Origin of the sequence: Micromonospora sp. NPDC049204, assembly GCF_040647935.1 — a bacterium.
Taxonomy (GTDB): Bacteria; Actinomycetota; Actinomycetes; order Mycobacteriales; family Micromonosporaceae; genus Micromonospora.
The window spans coordinates 38,791-53,778 of sequence record NZ_JBEZDC010000021.1 but is presented as its reverse complement, the minus strand read 5'-3'; the positions used below and the strand labels follow the sequence as shown (position 1 = coordinate 53,778).

Below are 14,988 nucleotides of genomic sequence, written 5' to 3'. Positions count from 1 at the left end.
CCGTCCGCCTCGGAGGTGCGGCGTGACCTCCAATCCGTACCCCCTTGGTTTGCGGCTCGACGGGCGGCGGGTGGTCGTGGTGGGTGGCGGCGCGGTCGCCACCCGGCGGGTGCCCGCGCTGCTGGACGCCGGCGCGGACGTCCTGCTGGTGGCCCCGGAGCTGACCCCGGCGCTGCGCGCCCGCGTCGACGCGGGGCGGCTGCACTGGGTGCCGCGCCGGTTCCTGCCCGAGGACCTGGACGGCGCCTGGCTGGTCCAGGTGGCGATCGACGACCCGATGGCGGCGGCCTCGGTGAGCGCCGTCGCCGCCGAGCGGCGGATCTTCTGCGTCCGGGCTGACGACCGGACGGCCGCCACCGCCTGGACCCCGGCGGTGACCCGGCACGGCCCGGTCACCGTGGCGGTGCTCGGCGGTGGTGACCCCCGCCGGGCGATGACCGTCCGCGACGCCATCCGTGACCTCCTCGCCGTCCGCCTGGCACCGGACGGAATCGCTCCGACGCGGAGCCGGCCCGACGGTGCGAGCGCGACCGGTGCGACCCGTGCGGCCGGTGCTACCCGTGCGGCCGGTGCAGCCGGTGCCGCCGGAGCGGCCGACGGGCGGCCAGTCGGGCGGGTGGCGCTGGTCGGGGCGGGGCCGGGGGACCCGGAGCTGATCACCGTGAAGGGTTGGCGACTGCTCACCGAGGCCGACGTGGTGGTCGCCGACCGGTTGGTGCCCGGGCTGCTCCTCGACGAGTTGCGCCCGGACGTCGAGCTGGTGGACGCCTCGAAGATCCCCTACGGACCGTCCCGGGCCCAGGAGGAGATCAACCAGATCCTGGTCGACCGCGCGCTGGCTGGTGCGATCGTGGTGCGGCTCAAGGGCGGTGACCCGTACGTCTTCGGCCGGGGCGGCGAGGAGCTGCTGGCGTGCGCGAAGGCCGGGGTGCCGGTGACCGTGGTGCCCGGGGTGACCAGCTCGATCGCCGCTCCCTCCGCGGCCGGGATTCCGGTGACCCATCGGGGGGTGGCGCACGAGTTCACAGTGGTCTCCGGGCACGTGGCACCCGACTCACCGGCCTCGCTGGTGCGCTGGGACGCCCTGGCCGGGCTGCGCGGCACCCTGGTGATCCTGATGGGGCTGAAGAACCTGGCGGCCATCAGCGAGACCCTGATCGCCCACGGTCGACCGCCGCAGACGCCGGCCGCCGTGGTGCAGGAAGGCACGACAGGTGCCCAGCGGGTGCTGCGATCCACGCTCGGCGAGGTGGCCGCCGACGCGCTCGCCGCCGATGTGCGGCCGCCGGCCGTCGTCGTGCTGGGTGATGTGGTGGGGGCCCTCGACGCCTGAGGAGGCGCACACGGTGGGTTGGGCCTGGGTGAGGTGCCACGGCAGAGGACCATGTGGTCCCTCTGCGCCCTTTGCTCTGCTTCAACCCGCGCAACACTTCGAAGCCAGCTCTGGTGCGTGGACTGAAGCAGAGCAAAGGTGTTCTGCGGTGGTCGATCTGGCGGTCGGCGCGGCCCTGACCGTTGTCGCTGTTGGTTGATCCGACGCGGGGGCGGGGCTGTCGGTGGCGGTGGACACAATGTCGCTCATGCTCACCGTGAAGGACCCGCACGAGACGTGGCGTACGGACCTGCTCAACTCCGTCGCGCTGCGGTGCGCAGGTCCGGGCCTGACCACCACCTTCGAGGACCTCCCCTCACGATGGCGCGCTGCTCCGGTCCGGACGCTGCGGTGCGCGGCCGCCGACGGCTCCTGGGCCGTCCTGGTCACGGTGGTCCGTGGCTACCGCCAACAGCCGGGCGACTCGCTCGTCGGCAACGAGTTCGGCCGGGACCCGCACACCGGCTACGACCTGGACTCGCCCGGAGACCTGGTGTACGAGCTGCAGGTGACCGAGGACGACGGGTCCGACGAGCACGAGCTGCTGGCCTTCCGGCTCTTCGGCGACCCGCAGGCGGCCGGGGCGGAGGTGCTGCGGTGGGCCGGGAGGAAGGCGGCGTACTCGGTCAGCCCGTCGGTCGAGCCGGCCGAGACGCGGCAGCGCCGGGACCGTCGACAGTTCGACAACCGGCAAGCCGGTGCGGCATCGCCGCAGGTCCGGATCGGTGTGGTGTCGGACGAGGCCGCCGCCGACCTCGACGCCCTCGACAGGTCCGCGTTGTGCTGGCACTTCCCGCGCGGGAACACAGGTGCCTACCTGCGGTCCGCGGTGGTCGCACTGGCCGGTTACGGCGAGCAGCGGCCGCACCTGCGGGGTCGGTGGCTCACCGCACGGGTCGAGGGCGAGGAGTTGGTCGTCGGCGTCGACGAGCTGATCCCGGCCAACCAGCGGCACCGCTGGGACAGCGCCCGCTGGCTGTGGGACCGCCGACAGGCGACCACCCCGGTGGGGCTTCGCTGGCAGGTCGATCGGGTCGAGCAGGCCGCCCCCGCGGTCGCGGCCGTCCGTCGTGGCGCGTTGCCCGAGGCGCTGACCACGGCCGGGGTGGAGACCGATCCGGAGCTCGACTCGTTGCTGGCCGGGGTGCCGTACCGGCTCTCCGACGCCGAACTCACCCCGACCTGGGTGGCGAACCTCTACCGCGGTCTCGCCGACCTCGCGCCGTGGCGGCTGGACGCGGCGTACCGAGGGTGGCGTGACGGCCGGCAGGCACTGGGGCTGCCGGTGCGGGATCCGGTTGTCCTGTTCGGCCTCGGTGGCGTCGGCGCGGCTCGTAAACCGAAGCTCGCGCTCGACCACACCGGCGACGCCCCACTGCTGTGCCTGACCCACACGGGCAGCAGCGCGGTGCTGCCGTACGCGCACTGGACGGTGCCCACCGACCTCGGCGTCCGCCTGTACGGGTGGCAACCGGCCCTGCCGTACCCGCAGTGACCGACGGGGCCGGAGCATGCGCTCCGGCCCCGTCGTCGTGCGTGCGGTCGAACTACTGCTTGAGCATGTTGTCCAGCAGCAGGGCACAGCGGATCAGTCCGAGGTGGCTGTACGCCTGCGGGTGGTTGCCCAGCCCACGTTCGGCGAGCGGGTCGTACTGCTCGGGGAGCAGCCCGGTCGGGCCGGCGGTGAGCACCATCTGTGCGAACAGCTCCTCGGCGTCGGTGCGGCGGCCGGTGCGCAGGTACGCCTCGATCAGCCACGCCGTGCAGATGTGGAAGCCGCCCTCCCGGCCGGGCAGGCCGTCGTCCCAGTGGTAGCGGTAGACGACCGGGCCGCTGCGCAGGTCCGCCTCGATGCGCAGGACGGTGGACAGGAAGCGCGGGTCGTCACCCGGGAGCAGGCCGGAGAGCCCGATCCAGAGTGACGAGGCGTCCATGTCCTCGTCCCCGTACGCGACGCTGTACGCCTCGACGTCGGAGTGCCAACCCTGCTCCAGGACGTTGGCGCCGATCCGGTCGCGCAGGTCCTTCCACTCCGGCCGGTCCTCGCCGCCGTGTTCGCGCATCACGTGCAGCGCCCGGTCGACGGTCATCCAGCACATCACCTTGGAGAACACGTGGTGCCGTGGTGGCAGCCGCGCCTCCCAGATGCCGTGGTCGGGCTCGTGCCAACGGCGACGGACCGCCTCGACCATGTTCTCCAGGACCCGCCACTCGTCCTCGCGGACCGAGCCGCGAGCGTCGGCGACGGCCGCGATCAGGTCGGCGATCGGGCCGAAGACGTCGAGTTGGAGCTGGTGGTTGGCGAGGTTGCCGACCCGGACCGGCCGGGAGCCGGCGTACCCGGGCAGCGTGTCGATGACCGCTTCGGCACCCAGCTCGTACCCGTCGATGGTGTAGAGCGGGTGCAGTCGCTCCGGGTGGCCGCCGGTGCGCTCGATGCAGCCGTCCACCCAGCGCAGCAGCGCCTCGGCCTCCTCGACGGAGCCCAGGTCGACGAGTGCGCGGGCGGTCAGCGCGGCGTCGCGCAGCCAGCAGTAGCGGTAGTCCCAGTTGCGGACGCCGCCCAGCTCCTCGGGGAGCGAGGTGGTCGCCGCGGCCAGGATCGAGCCGGTGGCCTCGTGGCAGAGCCCGCGCAGGGTGAGGGCGCTGCGCGCGACCAGGTCACGGGCGGTGGACGGCAGCCGAAGTGAGGCCACCCAGTCCTTCCACGGCTGCTCGGCCGCGGCCTGCCGCTCGTGGATCGGCACCCGGTGGTGTTCCAGGCTGTGCGTGCCGAAGCGCAACTCCAGCACGACCTGCCCACCGGCGGCGGAGAGGTCGACGATCGCCTTGGCGGTCTCGTACCCGCCGTCGTTGCCGACCTCCCACTCCACGCCGGGGGCGTAGAGCGCGACAGGTTCGTTGGAGCCGAGCACCAGCAGGCCGTCGCCGAGCGGCTGCAACTGCACGGCGACCTGACCGAACTCCGGCCTCGGCGCGAACTCCACCCGGGCCTTGCCACTGCCGGTGAGCACCCGGATCAGGGTCGAGTCGCCGGTGATGACCGCGGGGCTGTCGTCCGGAGTGGTCTCCCGGGCCGGCTTGTCCAGCCAGTCGGTGACGGTGAGCCCGGACCAGCGGGTCTCCACGGTCATCGTGCCGGAGCGGTAGCGCTGACCCAGCGGGATGCCGCCGCGTTCCGGGGCGACGCTGAAGTGACCGGCCGGGCTGCCACCGACCAGGTCGGCGAAGATCGCCGCCGAGTCCGGCTTGGGGTGGCAGAGCCAGCTGACCTTGGCTTCGGGGGTGAGCAGAGCGACGGTACGACCGTTGGCCAGCATGGAGTGCCGCTCGATCGGCACGGCCCGCTCGCCGAACAGCCAGTGTCGACGGGTCTCCAGCAGCAGCGCCAGCGCGCGGGCGGCCTCCAGCGGGTCGGCGACCCGGTAGCTGGCCTTGGTGTCCCCGGAGCCGATCTTGATGCCGAGGTCGGGACCGTGCAGGTGGCCGAACGCGTTCTCGTCGGTGATGTCGTCGCCGATGAACAGCACCGCGCTGGAGGCGAGCTGGGTCCGCAGTTGGTCGAGTGCGGTGCCCTTGTGGGTGGCCACGACGGAGAGCTCGATGACCTCCTTGCCCTGGGTCACGGTGACGCCGTCGAAGGTCGCCGGGCCGTTGCGGACCGCCTCGATGGCGGCGGCGGCGACCTCCGGGTCGACCCCCCGGGTGTGCACGGCGACGCTTGCCGGCTTGCGCTCCAGCCGGATGCCCGGGTGCGCGGAGGCGATGTCGCGCAGCGCGTTGCGTACCTGCTGGCGCACCGCGACCAGCTCGGGGGAGAGCCGCTCGACGAAGCCGATGTCGAACTCGGAGCCGTGGCTGCCGACGAGGTGCACCTCGCTGGGCAGCCGGGACAGCGCGGCCAGGTCGCGCAGCGCCCGGCCGGAGACGACCGCCACGGTCGTCTGCGGCAGCGCGGCGAGCGCGCGGACCGCGGCCACCGACTCGGGCAGTGGTACGGCGGTGCTGGGGTCCTCCACGATCGGCGCCAGTGTGCCGTCGTAGTCGCAGGCGACCAGGAGTTGGGGGACCCGGGCGATCCGGCCGATGGCGGAGCGCAGCTCGGGGTCCATCACCCCGGTGGCCGTGGCCGCTCCATCGTTGACGGTCGTGTTCACTCGGCCTCCGCCTCGGGAACTCCGAGCTCGGAGAGGAAGGACTTGGCCCAGTGGCCCACGTCGTGGGTACGCAGGTGACGTTGCATTGTCCGCATCCGGCGGCGTGCCTCGGTTTTCTCCACGTGCACTGCCCGGAGCAGGGCGTCCTTGACCGCGTCCGGGTCGTGCGGGTTACACAGGAATGCCTGACGCAGCTCCGTTGCGGCGCCGGCGAACTCACTGAGCACGAGCGCGCCACCCTGGTCGGCGCGCGACGCCACGTACTCCTTGGCCACCAGGTTCATGCCGTCGCGTAGCGGTGTCACCATCATCACGTCGGCGGCAACGTACATCGCGGCGAGTTCACTGCGACTGTACGACTGATGCAGGTAATGCACGGCCGGCACGCCGACTCGGCCGAATTCACCATTAATCCGGCCAACCTCGCGCTCGACCTTGACCCGAAGTGCCTGGTAGTGCTCGACGCGCTCGCGGCTGGGCGTGGCCACCTGCACCATAACCGCGTCGGGAACTGTCAACTTTCCGTCAGCAAGTAGCTCGCGGAAGGCCTTGAGTCGCAACTCGATGCCCTTGGTGTAATCCAGCCGGTCCACGCCCAGGATTATCGTCTTCGGATCGCCCAACTCGGCGCGGATCTGCTTGGCCCGAGCCTGGATCGCCGGGTCGGCGGCCATCCGCTCCATCTCCTGGGTGTCGATCGAGATGGGGAAGGCACCCGCCTTCACCTGCCGACCGTCGACCTGGATCATCTGCCCCTCGTAGCGCAGCCCGAGCAGGTGCCGGGCCAGCCGGACGAAGTTCTGCGCGGCCAACCGCTGCTGGAAGCCGACCAGGTCGGCGCCGAGCAGGCCGCGCAGGATCTCGGTGCGGAACGGCATCTGCATGAACAGCTCGATCGGCGGGAACGGGATGTGCAGGAAGAACCCGATCCGCAGGTCCGGGCGCAGCTCACGGAGCATCGCCGGGACCAACTGAAGCTGGTAGTCCTGCACCCAGACCGTCGCGCCCTCGGCCGCCACGTCCGCGGCGGCCTCCGCGAAGCGGGCGTTGACCAGGCGGTACGCCTCCCGCCAGCGGCGCTTGTAGGCCGGTGTCTCGACCGCGTCGTGGTAGAGCGGCCAGATCGTCGCGTTGGACTGGCCCTCGTAGTAGCGCTCCAGCTCCTCGGCGCTGAGCGGGACCGGGTGCAGCCGGATCCCCTCCAGGTCGAACGGCTCGGGGGCGGCACCGGTGCCACCGGCCCAGCCGACCCAGGTGCCCTGGTGTTCGGCGAGCACAGGGTGCAGCGCGGTGACCAGCCCGCCAGGGCTGCGTCGCCACTGTCGGCCCTCGGGAGTGCTCACCTCGTCGACCGGCAGACGGTTCGCCACTACGACAAAGGAGCTACGGACGGTCACGATCGGCCACCTCCGGGTACTGACGGGTCCACCGCGATGAGCGTACTGAGCGTAGCTGCGGCTACTTGTGCCCCGTGCCGGAGTCTCCTACCCGCCCCGTACGCGCCGAAATCCCCAGGGTGATCTTGTCGACAGCCCCGTCGATCAGAGGTCGATGATCGGCGGGGGGTGATCGACTCCGGTTTCGTGAATTCGGGGTATCCAGGCGCGGGGGACGGCCCGATTTTCATAAAGTCGAGTGAATCATGGGCTGGCGGGGCTCTCGGCGTACTCCTGGGGCGGGGTGATGTGGGCGAAGCGCGGCGTACCTGTCAGGATTGACGATGGCGTGCGCGTGGCCGGCTCCCGGCCGGCGGCGGCGGGCGGATCTCTCGGCCCGCGCCGCGCCGCCGATCAGCGACAGCAACCGACGGAGGTAGCCCGCACCGTGGCCCAGTACATCTACGTCCTGGAAAAGGCCCGCAAGGCGCACGGCGACAAGGTCGTGCTCGACAACGTGACGTTGAGCTTCCTGCCGGGAGCCAAGATCGGTGTCCTCGGTCCGAACGGCGCCGGTAAGTCCAGCCTCCTCAAGATCATGGCAGGACTGGACAAGCCGAGCAACGGCGAGGCCCGGCTCATGCCCGGCTACACCGTCGGCATGCTCGCCCAGGAGCCTCCACTCAACGACGCCAAGACCGTGCTCGGCAACGTCGAGGAGGCGGTTGCCGAGACCAAGGCCAAGCTGGAGCGATTCAACAAGATCGCCGAGCAGATGGCGACCGACTACTCCGACGAGCTGATGGAGGAGATGGGCAAGCTCCAGGAGGAGCTGGACCACCTCGACGCCTGGGACATCGACTCCAAGCTCGAACTGGCCATGGACGCCCTGCGCTGCCCGCCGCCGGACGCCGACGTGACCCAGCTCTCCGGTGGTGAGCGCCGCCGGGTCGCGCTCTGCAAGCTGCTGCTGGAGGCGCCCGACCTGCTGCTGCTCGACGAGCCCACCAACCACCTGGACGCGGAGAGCGTCTCCTGGCTGGAGCAGCACCTGGCCAAGTACGCCGGCACCGTCATGGCGATCACCCACGACCGGTACTTCCTCGACAACGTGGCCGGCTGGATCCTGGAGCTGGACCGTGGCCGGGCCATCGGCTACGAGGGCAACTACTCCACCTACCTGGAGAAGAAGGCCGCCCGGCTGGCCGTCGAGGGTCGCCGCGACGCCAAGATGAAGAAGCGCCTCACCGAGGAGCTGGAGTGGGTCCGCTCCAACGCCAAGGCCCGGCAGACCAAGTCCAAGGCCCGCCTGGACCGGTACGACGAGATGGCCAACGAGGCGGAGAAGACCCGCAAGCTGGACTTCGAGGAGATCCAGATCCCGCCGGGCCCGCGTCTGGGCAGCACGGTGATCGAGGCGGTCGACCTCAGCAAGGGCTTCGGCGACCGGCTGTTGATCGACAACCTGTCGTTCTCGCTGCCGCGCAACGGCATCGTCGGCATCATCGGCCCCAACGGCGTCGGCAAGACCACGCTGTTCAAGACCATCGTCGGGCTGGAGGAGCCGACCGGCGGCCAGGTCCGGGTCGGCCCCACCGTCTCGCTGTCGTACGTCGACCAGAACCGCGAGGGCCTCAACGGTGACAAGACCGTCTGGGAGGTCGTCTCCGACGGGCTGGACTACCTGATGGTGGGCAAGGTCGAGATGCCGTCGCGGGCGTACATCGCCGCGTTCGGCTTCAAGGGACCGGACCAGCAGAAGCCGACGAAGGTGCTCTCCGGCGGCGAGCGCAACCGGCTCAACCTGGCGCTGACCCTGAAGATCGGCGGCAACGTCATCCTGCTCGACGAGCCGACGAACGACCTGGACGTGGAGACGCTGTCCAGCCTGGAGAACGCGCTGTTGGAGTTCCCCGGCTGCGCCGTGGTCATCTCGCACGACCGGATGTTCCTGGACCGGGTGGCCACGCACATCCTGGCCTGGGAGGGCGACGACCAGGACCCGTCGCGGTGGTTCTGGTTCGAGGGCAACTTCGAGGCGTACGAGAAGAACAAGATCGACCGCCTCGGCGCGGAGGCTGCCCGGCCACACCGGGTGACCTACCGCAAGCTGACCCGCGACTGACCGGCCGAGAAGGTGTCTGACCGGTTCGTCTACCACTGCACGCTGCGCTGGTCCGACCTGGACGCGTACGGCCACATCAACAACTCGCGCTTCCTCACCCTGTACGAGGAGGCGCGGGTGGCGTTGATGTTCGCCGGCGGCCGGGCCTGGGGGGTTGGCTCGTTCGCCGACGGGGTGGTGATCCGTCGGCACGAGGTCGACTACCTGCGCCCGGTCGACTACTCGCTGGGTCGGGCCACCGCGGAGGCCGCGCCCACCGTCCGCATCGAGCTGTGGGTGGAGGAGATCCGGGCCTCCCGGTTCACCGTCGCCTACGAGCTGTACGACGGTGAGGTGCTGGCCAGCCGGGCGCGCTCGGTGCTGGTGCCGTTCGACCTGACCCGCCAGGTGCCCCGCCGGATCACCACCGAGGAGCGGGACTTCCTGCTCACCTACGCACCGCAGGGCGGCCTGGTGTGAACGGGTCGGGCACGGGCCGGGCGGCGGCCACCCCGACACACGGTGTGGCCGGGGTGGCCGACGCGGGTGCCTTCCTGGCCCGGCTGGTGCGGCTGGATCGGGCCGCGCCGGTCCGGTTGCGGCCGGCCGGTGTGCCCGGTCGGGTCGCCCTCTGGGCCCGTCTGCCGTGGCAGGTTCTGGTGGTCCGGACGGTGGCTGCTGAGCCGGCCGACGGCAGCGTCGAGGACGTCACGGTGGCTGGCGCGGAGCTGCTCGCCGAGCTGGAACGCGGTGGTACGTCCCGGCCGGTCCGCCGGGACGCGCAGTGGCGGTGGCCGCTGCCCCCGGCGCGCAGCCGGACGGTGGAGGCGCTGCCCGTCGCCGAGCTGCGGCGGATCGCGGACGCCGCGGCGGGCACGCTGCGCACGGCGAGCGAGCAGGGCGTGGCCGGCCGCGCGGTGGGCCAGCGGGCGCTGCGGGACGCGCTGCTCGACCACGTGGCGGTGCTGGTCACGCCGGACGGGCCGCCCGCCGCGCCGGTCGAGGTGTCGCAGCGCCTGGTGCAGGGGGTGGTCCGGATGGGCTTCCTCGGTGCCGCCGACGGTCCGGCCACGGGCCACGACGAGGCGGCCGTTCAGGTCCGGGTGGCGGGACGGTGGGTTGGTCTGGCGGGACCATACGGAGCGGCATGGTTGCAGACGGCCACGGATCTTGCGGTGAAACCCCTCGGTGCTCCTCCGAACGGATGACCCCTGCTCATTCTTCTGGGCCGGGGCGGTCGTTGGGGGGGTGCTTCAACTCGGCTGTCCGGGTACCGTCCATCCTCGGATCCAACGCACCGTAGGCGACTGGATCCGCTGGGGAGTGAGGTGCGCGAGCGATGCCGTGGTGGTCATGGCGCCCCGGTCCCGCCGACGGCGGCGATCCGGAAACCCGAAGCGGGATCACAGTGGAGAGCGCGGTCCGGGTCGGACCGCCCAATCCTCGCCAACCGGGAGACGACTGCCCGGCCAGCGAGCGGCCAGTGCTGACGGAGATGCTGGCCACCGTCGAGCCGGTGAGTCTGCGCCGCGTCTGCGACGCACTCGACCTGCTCGACGTGCGCTACCTGGCCGACGGCGACGGCAACCTGCTGGCCATGTGGGAGCGGCACGCCGTGCTGGTGACCCTCGAAGGGCCAGAGGACGAGATCCTGGTCATGCGGGCACGCCCGCACGCCACGGTCCCGCCGGACTGGGCCGACCGGGCCTATCGGGTGGTCAACGAGTGGAACCACACCCGTCGGTTCTGCAAGGCGTACATCGGCGACCCGACGGAGCGCGGGCAGCTGCCGATCTACGCCGAGCTTCAGGTGCCGCTCGGCGCTGGGACCCACGACGCGCTGCTGGTCGAGATGCTCGACTGCGGCGCGGCGGTCGCCACCAGCTTCGTGGACTGGCTCCACGACGAGGGCGCGCTGCTCTGACGCTGCCTCGGCCCGGCGGTCAGCCGCCGACGGCCGGGTCCTCCTCGGCGTTGACCATGAAGTACGCGGCCCGCTCCAGGTAGTCCCAGAGCGTGGTGGCGATCTCCGGTTCGAGGTCGAGCCGGTCCACGGCCCGGCGCATGTTCCGTAGCCAGGCGTCCCGTTCGGCCGCGCCGATCCGGAACGGCGCGTGCCGCATCCGCAGCCGCGGGTGACCACGCTGGGCGGAGTACGTGTTCGGTCCACCCCAGTACTGCATCAGGAAGAGGGTCATCCGATCCGCGGCCGGCCCCAGGTCCCCCTCCGGGTACATGGGCCGCAGCAGCGGATCGTTGGCGATGCCGGCATAGAACTCGTCGACCAGCTTGCGGAAGGTGGGCTCGCCGCCGACCGCTTCGAAGAGGGTCGTCGAAGCACCGGGACGCTCGGATTCACCTGCGGGGTTCACCGTTCCATCCTGCCAGGTGCACCGAGTGCCGGACGGACCCGCGCACCGTGCGTCGGATCACGCCGGGCCGATGCCCCGCGTCCGGCCCGCTCCGGGTCCGGGCGGGCGGGACGGGTCAGGTGACCGCGTGCCGGCGGTGGCCGTCGCCGGTACGCGGCTCGGCAGGGCCGGCCGCCGTGTCGCCGGTGGCGGGGTCGTCCGGGTCGGGCGGCTCGGCGTTGGCCGCCGTGGCTGCCGTGATCGCGTCGCTGAACGCCTGCCGATCCGGCCAGCGCAGCGCGGCCACCGCCATCAGCACCACGCCGGCCGTGCTCCACAGCCCCACCACAAGGGGGATGTTGTCGAAGCGGTCCGCGATCAAACCGGTGACCAGCACGGCGAAGCCCTGGATGACCTGGACGCCGGTCGCCATCACTCCGAAGGCGCGGGCCCGGAAGCCGTTGGGCAGTGCCTGGACGAAGAGCCCGTTGGCCATCGGCAGCATGCCGGCGACCGCGAAACCGCAGAGAGCGGCGAGCAGAGCCACCGTCAGCGCGGGCGGATCGAACAACGTCGGCACCAACGCCAGTGGGGCGAGCACCGCGAGCGGCCGCATCAGCTTCAGCCGGCGTGCCGGCCCGAAGAGGCGGCTCACCAGCAACCCGCCGAGGATGAAACCGACCGGGCTGGCCACCATGATCACCGCTTGGGCCGTGCTCGCGTTCAGGTCGCCGCCGCCCTCCTCGTTGGCCCAGCCGACGGCCAGCCCCTCGGGGAGGATCGAGAAGAGCATCGCGCTGAACACCAGCAGCGCGATCGCCCGCAGCACCGGTGTGCCGAACACGATGGTGAAGCCCTGGCGGGTCTCCTGTAGCAGGTGGCTGCGCTGCGCCGGGTTCGGCACCGCCGATCGGTCTCGCACGCCGAGGCGGACCAGCAGCGCCGAGGCGCCGAACGTGGCCGCGTTGAACAGCAACGCGACCTGCGGGTTGACCGAGGCGGCGGCGGCGGAGCCGATCACGTACCCGACGATCTGCGCCGCCTGGCCCACGCTGGCGTTCAGCGACAACCCCAGCACCAGCCGGTCCCCGGCGAGCATCTGCGGCATCAGCGCGGACTTCGCCGCCTGGCTCGGTGGGTTGGCCAGCGTCGCGGCGAAGATGAGCACCAGCACCGCCTGGTACGGCAGTTGCGGGATGGCGATGAGCAGCATCAACGCCATCCGGATGAGGTCACACGCCACCATCACCCGCCGGTACGGGTACCGCTCCGCCAGTGCGGCGAGCACCGGACCACCGAGCAGCCAGGGCAGGAAACTGACCGCGAAGGCAGCCGCGGAGAGCCCTACCGAGTCGGTCTTCTGATAGACGAGCAGGGTGACGGCGGCCTTCGCTACGTAATCGCCGACCCAGGAGAGAGCGCTTGCCATGAACACGGCGCGGAACTCGTGCTGGGCGAACACTTCGCGAAAAGTGGCTGGGCCTTCCGCGGAAGGTCGCTCGTCGGGCACCGTCGCCTCCATCGGCCTCCGGGTCGGCCGCTCGTGGCAGCCCGGCCGGAGGCGCTCGTCAGATCACGGATCAGCGAGGTTGTGATCACGCTTTGGCGGGAACGCGTGCTCCGGATTCTGCCCGATCGTCTGACAACTATCTAGGTCGAACGGATCGTTCGTCGCTTCCCCGACTGAACGAACGGACGATACCTGAGGGGCCGGGCGGCTCGCGACCCCTGAATTCGAGGACAATGGCGGGTGGGTCAGGTGGCACCACCCTGGCCTGTTTCACCGTCGGGTAGTGGGCGGGGGGGCAACCCGGGAAAGATGCGGGCCGCCGCGATCTGCGCGGTGATCCCCGAGTTCTCCAGCGCCTCCGCCAGCCGCCGACGCAGCTCCCGGCCCACCGCGAACTGCCCGTCCGCTGTCGTCTTCACCACCGTCCGGATGACCGCACCGTCCACCGTCACCTGCTCGACACCCAACACCTCCGGCGCCTCGACGATCTCCGGTGACAGCTCCGGGTCCACCGCCACCGAGGCGGCCGCGGTCCGCAGGACGGCGGTGGCCTCCTCGGTGCTGTTGAACCCGATCGGCAGGTCCACCACCACGAGCGCCCAGCCCTGGCTCTTGTTGCCCACCCGGATGATCTCGCCGTTGCGGATGTACCAGAGCACGCCGCGACCGTCGCGCACAGTGGTCACCCGGAGCCCGACCGCCTCGACCACGCCCATCGCCTCGCCCAGGTCGACGTTGTCGCCCACGCCGTACTGATCCTCGATCAGCATGAACAGGCCGGCGATCAGGTCTTTGACCAGGCTCTGCGCGCCGAAGCCCAGCGCCACGCCGGCGATCCCCGCGCTGGCCAGCAGCGGCGCCAGGTCGAAGCTGAACTCACGCAGGATCATCAGCAGCGCGATGCCGAAGACGAACGCGGTGGTCAGGCTGCGCAACACCGAGCCGATCGCCTCGGCCCGCTGCCGTCGCCGCTCGGGTACGAACTCGGTCGGGTCGACCGCCGCGCTGGGCACCCGCTCGCGCAGCGGCCGCAGCATCGTCGGCACCGCGCCGTCGGTCGTCGTACGGACCAACCGGTTGATCGTGCGGTGCACCGCCCAGCGGGCCACCATCGCCAGCGCCAGGATCAGCAGCACCCGCAGCGGCTTGAGCAGGATCCAGTAACTGCCCTCGGCGAACCAGGCCGACCTGGTCAGCTCGTACAGGAATTGGCAGGAGGAACTGCCCTGGCAGTTCACCGACCCGGCGGTGGACAGGGCAAGGGGCATCACGCTTGCGGCACTCACCCTGTCTTCGTACCGCAAGGAGCCCGCGCGGCCACCGCCGACCCACCGGCCGGGTGACCTGCCGCCGAGGGCAGGGCCGGATCGGGGCGAACCGGCCATCGTGACAGGTGCGGGAGAGAGCTTCGTACCCGGCCCCGGATTAGTACGTGCAATCCGGGGTCCGATCAGGGACTATTGGCGCAACGGACGTCGGTGATCGGCCGGCGTCGACCGTGTGGGTGGTCATGCCCGGACCTCGGTCGACGGCGGTACGCAGCAGCCGCTGAACCGGGAGGGTGATCGCGATGCCTGACATACGACCCACGGTGGGCTCCGGCGCGTTGGTCCTCAACGCCACCTACGAGCCGCTGTGTGTCGTGTCGGTGCGCCGTGCCGCGATCCTCGTTCTCTCCGCCAAGGCCGTCTGCGTCGCCGACGGCGATGGCATCCTGCACAGCGCCCGCGACGCGCTCCCGGTGCCGTCCGTGGTCCGGCTGACCCGCTTCGTCCGCGTGCCGTACCGGACGCACGTCGGGTTGTCCCGGCGGGCGATCTTCGCCCGGGACGGGTGGCGGTGCGCCTACTGTCGGGGTCCGGCCGAGACCATCGACCATGTCTTTCCCCGCAGCCGGGGTGGCCGGCACGCCTGGGAGAACGTGGTCGCCGCGTGTGCCCGGTGCAACCACACCAAGGGCGACAAGACGCCGGCGGAGATGGGGTGGCGGTTGCATGCGCTGCCCGCGGCACCGAAGGGCACCGCCTGGCGGGTGCTCGGGCATCGCGCCCCCGACCCCCGCTGGGCCGACTGGCTGGACCTGCGGGAGCCGGAAGCCGCCGCCTGACTCCGAACGGT

12 protein-coding genes are annotated in these 14,988 nt (G+C 71.2%); 7 read left to right on the top strand and 5 right to left on the bottom strand.

All coding sequences use genetic code 11. From position 1 onward, the window contains the following. Window positions 1-22 precede the first annotated feature (22 nt). Window positions 23-1,333 (top strand): uroporphyrinogen-III C-methyltransferase, encoded by a 1,311-nt coding sequence (cobA, locus tag AB0A90_RS30590; RefSeq protein ID WP_357254629.1) that lies wholly within the window; start codon window positions 23-25, stop codon window positions 1,331-1,333. A 247-nt stretch (window positions 1,334-1,580) separates the two neighbouring features. After that, window positions 1,581-2,867, top strand: a complete 1,287-nt coding sequence (locus AB0A90_RS30585) for a hypothetical protein (RefSeq protein WP_357254628.1) — start codon at window positions 1,581-1,583, stop codon at window positions 2,865-2,867. A 52-nt stretch (window positions 2,868-2,919) separates the two neighbouring features. Here the strand turns inward: AB0A90_RS30585 and otsB are convergent, their stop codons facing one another. Next, a complete protein-coding gene (gene otsB / locus AB0A90_RS30580; RefSeq protein ID WP_357254772.1) occupies window positions 2,920-5,484 on the bottom strand; it encodes a trehalose-phosphatase in 2,565 nt (854 codons plus the stop codon). Window positions 5,485-5,525: 41 nt separating this feature from the next. Next, entirely contained in the window at window positions 5,526-6,926 is a 1,401-nt protein-coding gene (locus AB0A90_RS30575) for a trehalose-6-phosphate synthase (RefSeq protein ID WP_030488230.1), read from the bottom strand. A 427-nt stretch (window positions 6,927-7,353) separates the two neighbouring features. Between AB0A90_RS30575 and ettA the strand changes: the two genes are divergently transcribed. The 4 genes from ettA to AB0A90_RS30555 all read left to right on the top strand — a co-directional run bounded on the left by ettA (window position 7,354) and on the right by AB0A90_RS30555 (window position 10,933). Continuing rightward, a complete protein-coding gene (ettA, locus tag AB0A90_RS30570) occupies window positions 7,354-9,030 on the top strand; it encodes an energy-dependent translational throttle protein EttA (protein ID WP_357254771.1) in 1,677 nt (558 codons plus the stop codon). A gap of 12 nt (window positions 9,031-9,042) precedes the next feature. Beyond that, entirely contained in the window at window positions 9,043-9,489 is a 447-nt protein-coding gene (locus tag AB0A90_RS30565) for a thioesterase family protein (RefSeq protein ID WP_357254626.1), read from the top strand. Further along, window positions 9,486-10,217, top strand: coding sequence for a hypothetical protein (locus AB0A90_RS30560; protein ID WP_357254624.1), 732 nt, complete (start codon window positions 9,486-9,488; stop codon window positions 10,215-10,217). The genes AB0A90_RS30565 and AB0A90_RS30560 overlap by 4 nt, the downstream gene beginning before the upstream one ends. 131 nt (window positions 10,218-10,348) lie before the next feature. Further along, entirely contained in the window at window positions 10,349-10,933 is a 585-nt protein-coding gene (locus AB0A90_RS30555; protein ID WP_357254622.1) for a YbjN domain-containing protein, read from the top strand. Between the two features lie 19 nt (window positions 10,934-10,952). Here the strand turns inward: AB0A90_RS30555 and AB0A90_RS30550 are convergent, their stop codons facing one another. From AB0A90_RS30550 to AB0A90_RS30540, 3 genes are all read right to left on the bottom strand, one after another. Continuing rightward, window positions 10,953-11,381 (bottom strand): globin, encoded by a 429-nt coding sequence (locus AB0A90_RS30550; RefSeq protein WP_357254620.1) that lies wholly within the window; start codon window positions 11,379-11,381, stop codon window positions 10,953-10,955. 115 nt (window positions 11,382-11,496) lie between these two features. After that, a complete protein-coding gene (locus AB0A90_RS30545; RefSeq protein ID WP_357254618.1) occupies window positions 11,497-12,882 on the bottom strand; it encodes an MFS transporter in 1,386 nt (461 codons plus the stop codon). A gap of 233 nt (window positions 12,883-13,115) precedes the next feature. After that, window positions 13,116-14,138, bottom strand: a complete 1,023-nt coding sequence (locus tag AB0A90_RS30540; protein WP_357254769.1) for a mechanosensitive ion channel family protein — start codon at window positions 14,136-14,138, stop codon at window positions 13,116-13,118. Window positions 14,139-14,440: 302 nt separating this feature from the next. Here AB0A90_RS30540 and AB0A90_RS30535 point away from each other — a divergent pair, with 302 nt between their 5' ends. Next, a complete protein-coding gene (locus tag AB0A90_RS30535; RefSeq protein WP_030333470.1) occupies window positions 14,441-14,977 on the top strand; it encodes an HNH endonuclease in 537 nt (178 codons plus the stop codon). The last annotated feature ends 11 nt before the right edge of the window (window positions 14,978-14,988 follow it).

What these genes read in the sequence shown, in the direction of transcription:
- AB0A90_RS30585 (WP_357254628.1), top strand. Translation starts at nt 1,581, where the DNA reads ATGCTCACCGTGAAGGACCCGCACGAGACGTGGCGTACGGACCTGCTC.
- otsB (WP_357254772.1), bottom strand. Translation starts at nt 5,484, where the DNA reads ATGGACCCCGAGCTGCGCTCCGCCATCGGCCGGATCGCCCGGGTCCCC.
- AB0A90_RS30555 (WP_357254622.1), top strand. Translation starts at nt 10,349, where the DNA reads ATGCCGTGGTGGTCATGGCGCCCCGGTCCCGCCGACGGCGGCGATCCG.
- AB0A90_RS30545 (WP_357254618.1), bottom strand. Translation starts at nt 12,882, where the DNA reads ATGGAGGCGACGGTGCCCGACGAGCGACCTTCCGCGGAAGGCCCAGCC.
- AB0A90_RS30540 (WP_357254769.1), bottom strand. Translation starts at nt 14,138, where the DNA reads ATGCCCCTTGCCCTGTCCACCGCCGGGTCGGTGAACTGCCAGGGCAGT.
- AB0A90_RS30535 (WP_030333470.1), top strand. Translation starts at nt 14,441, where the DNA reads ATGCCTGACATACGACCCACGGTGGGCTCCGGCGCGTTGGTCCTCAAC.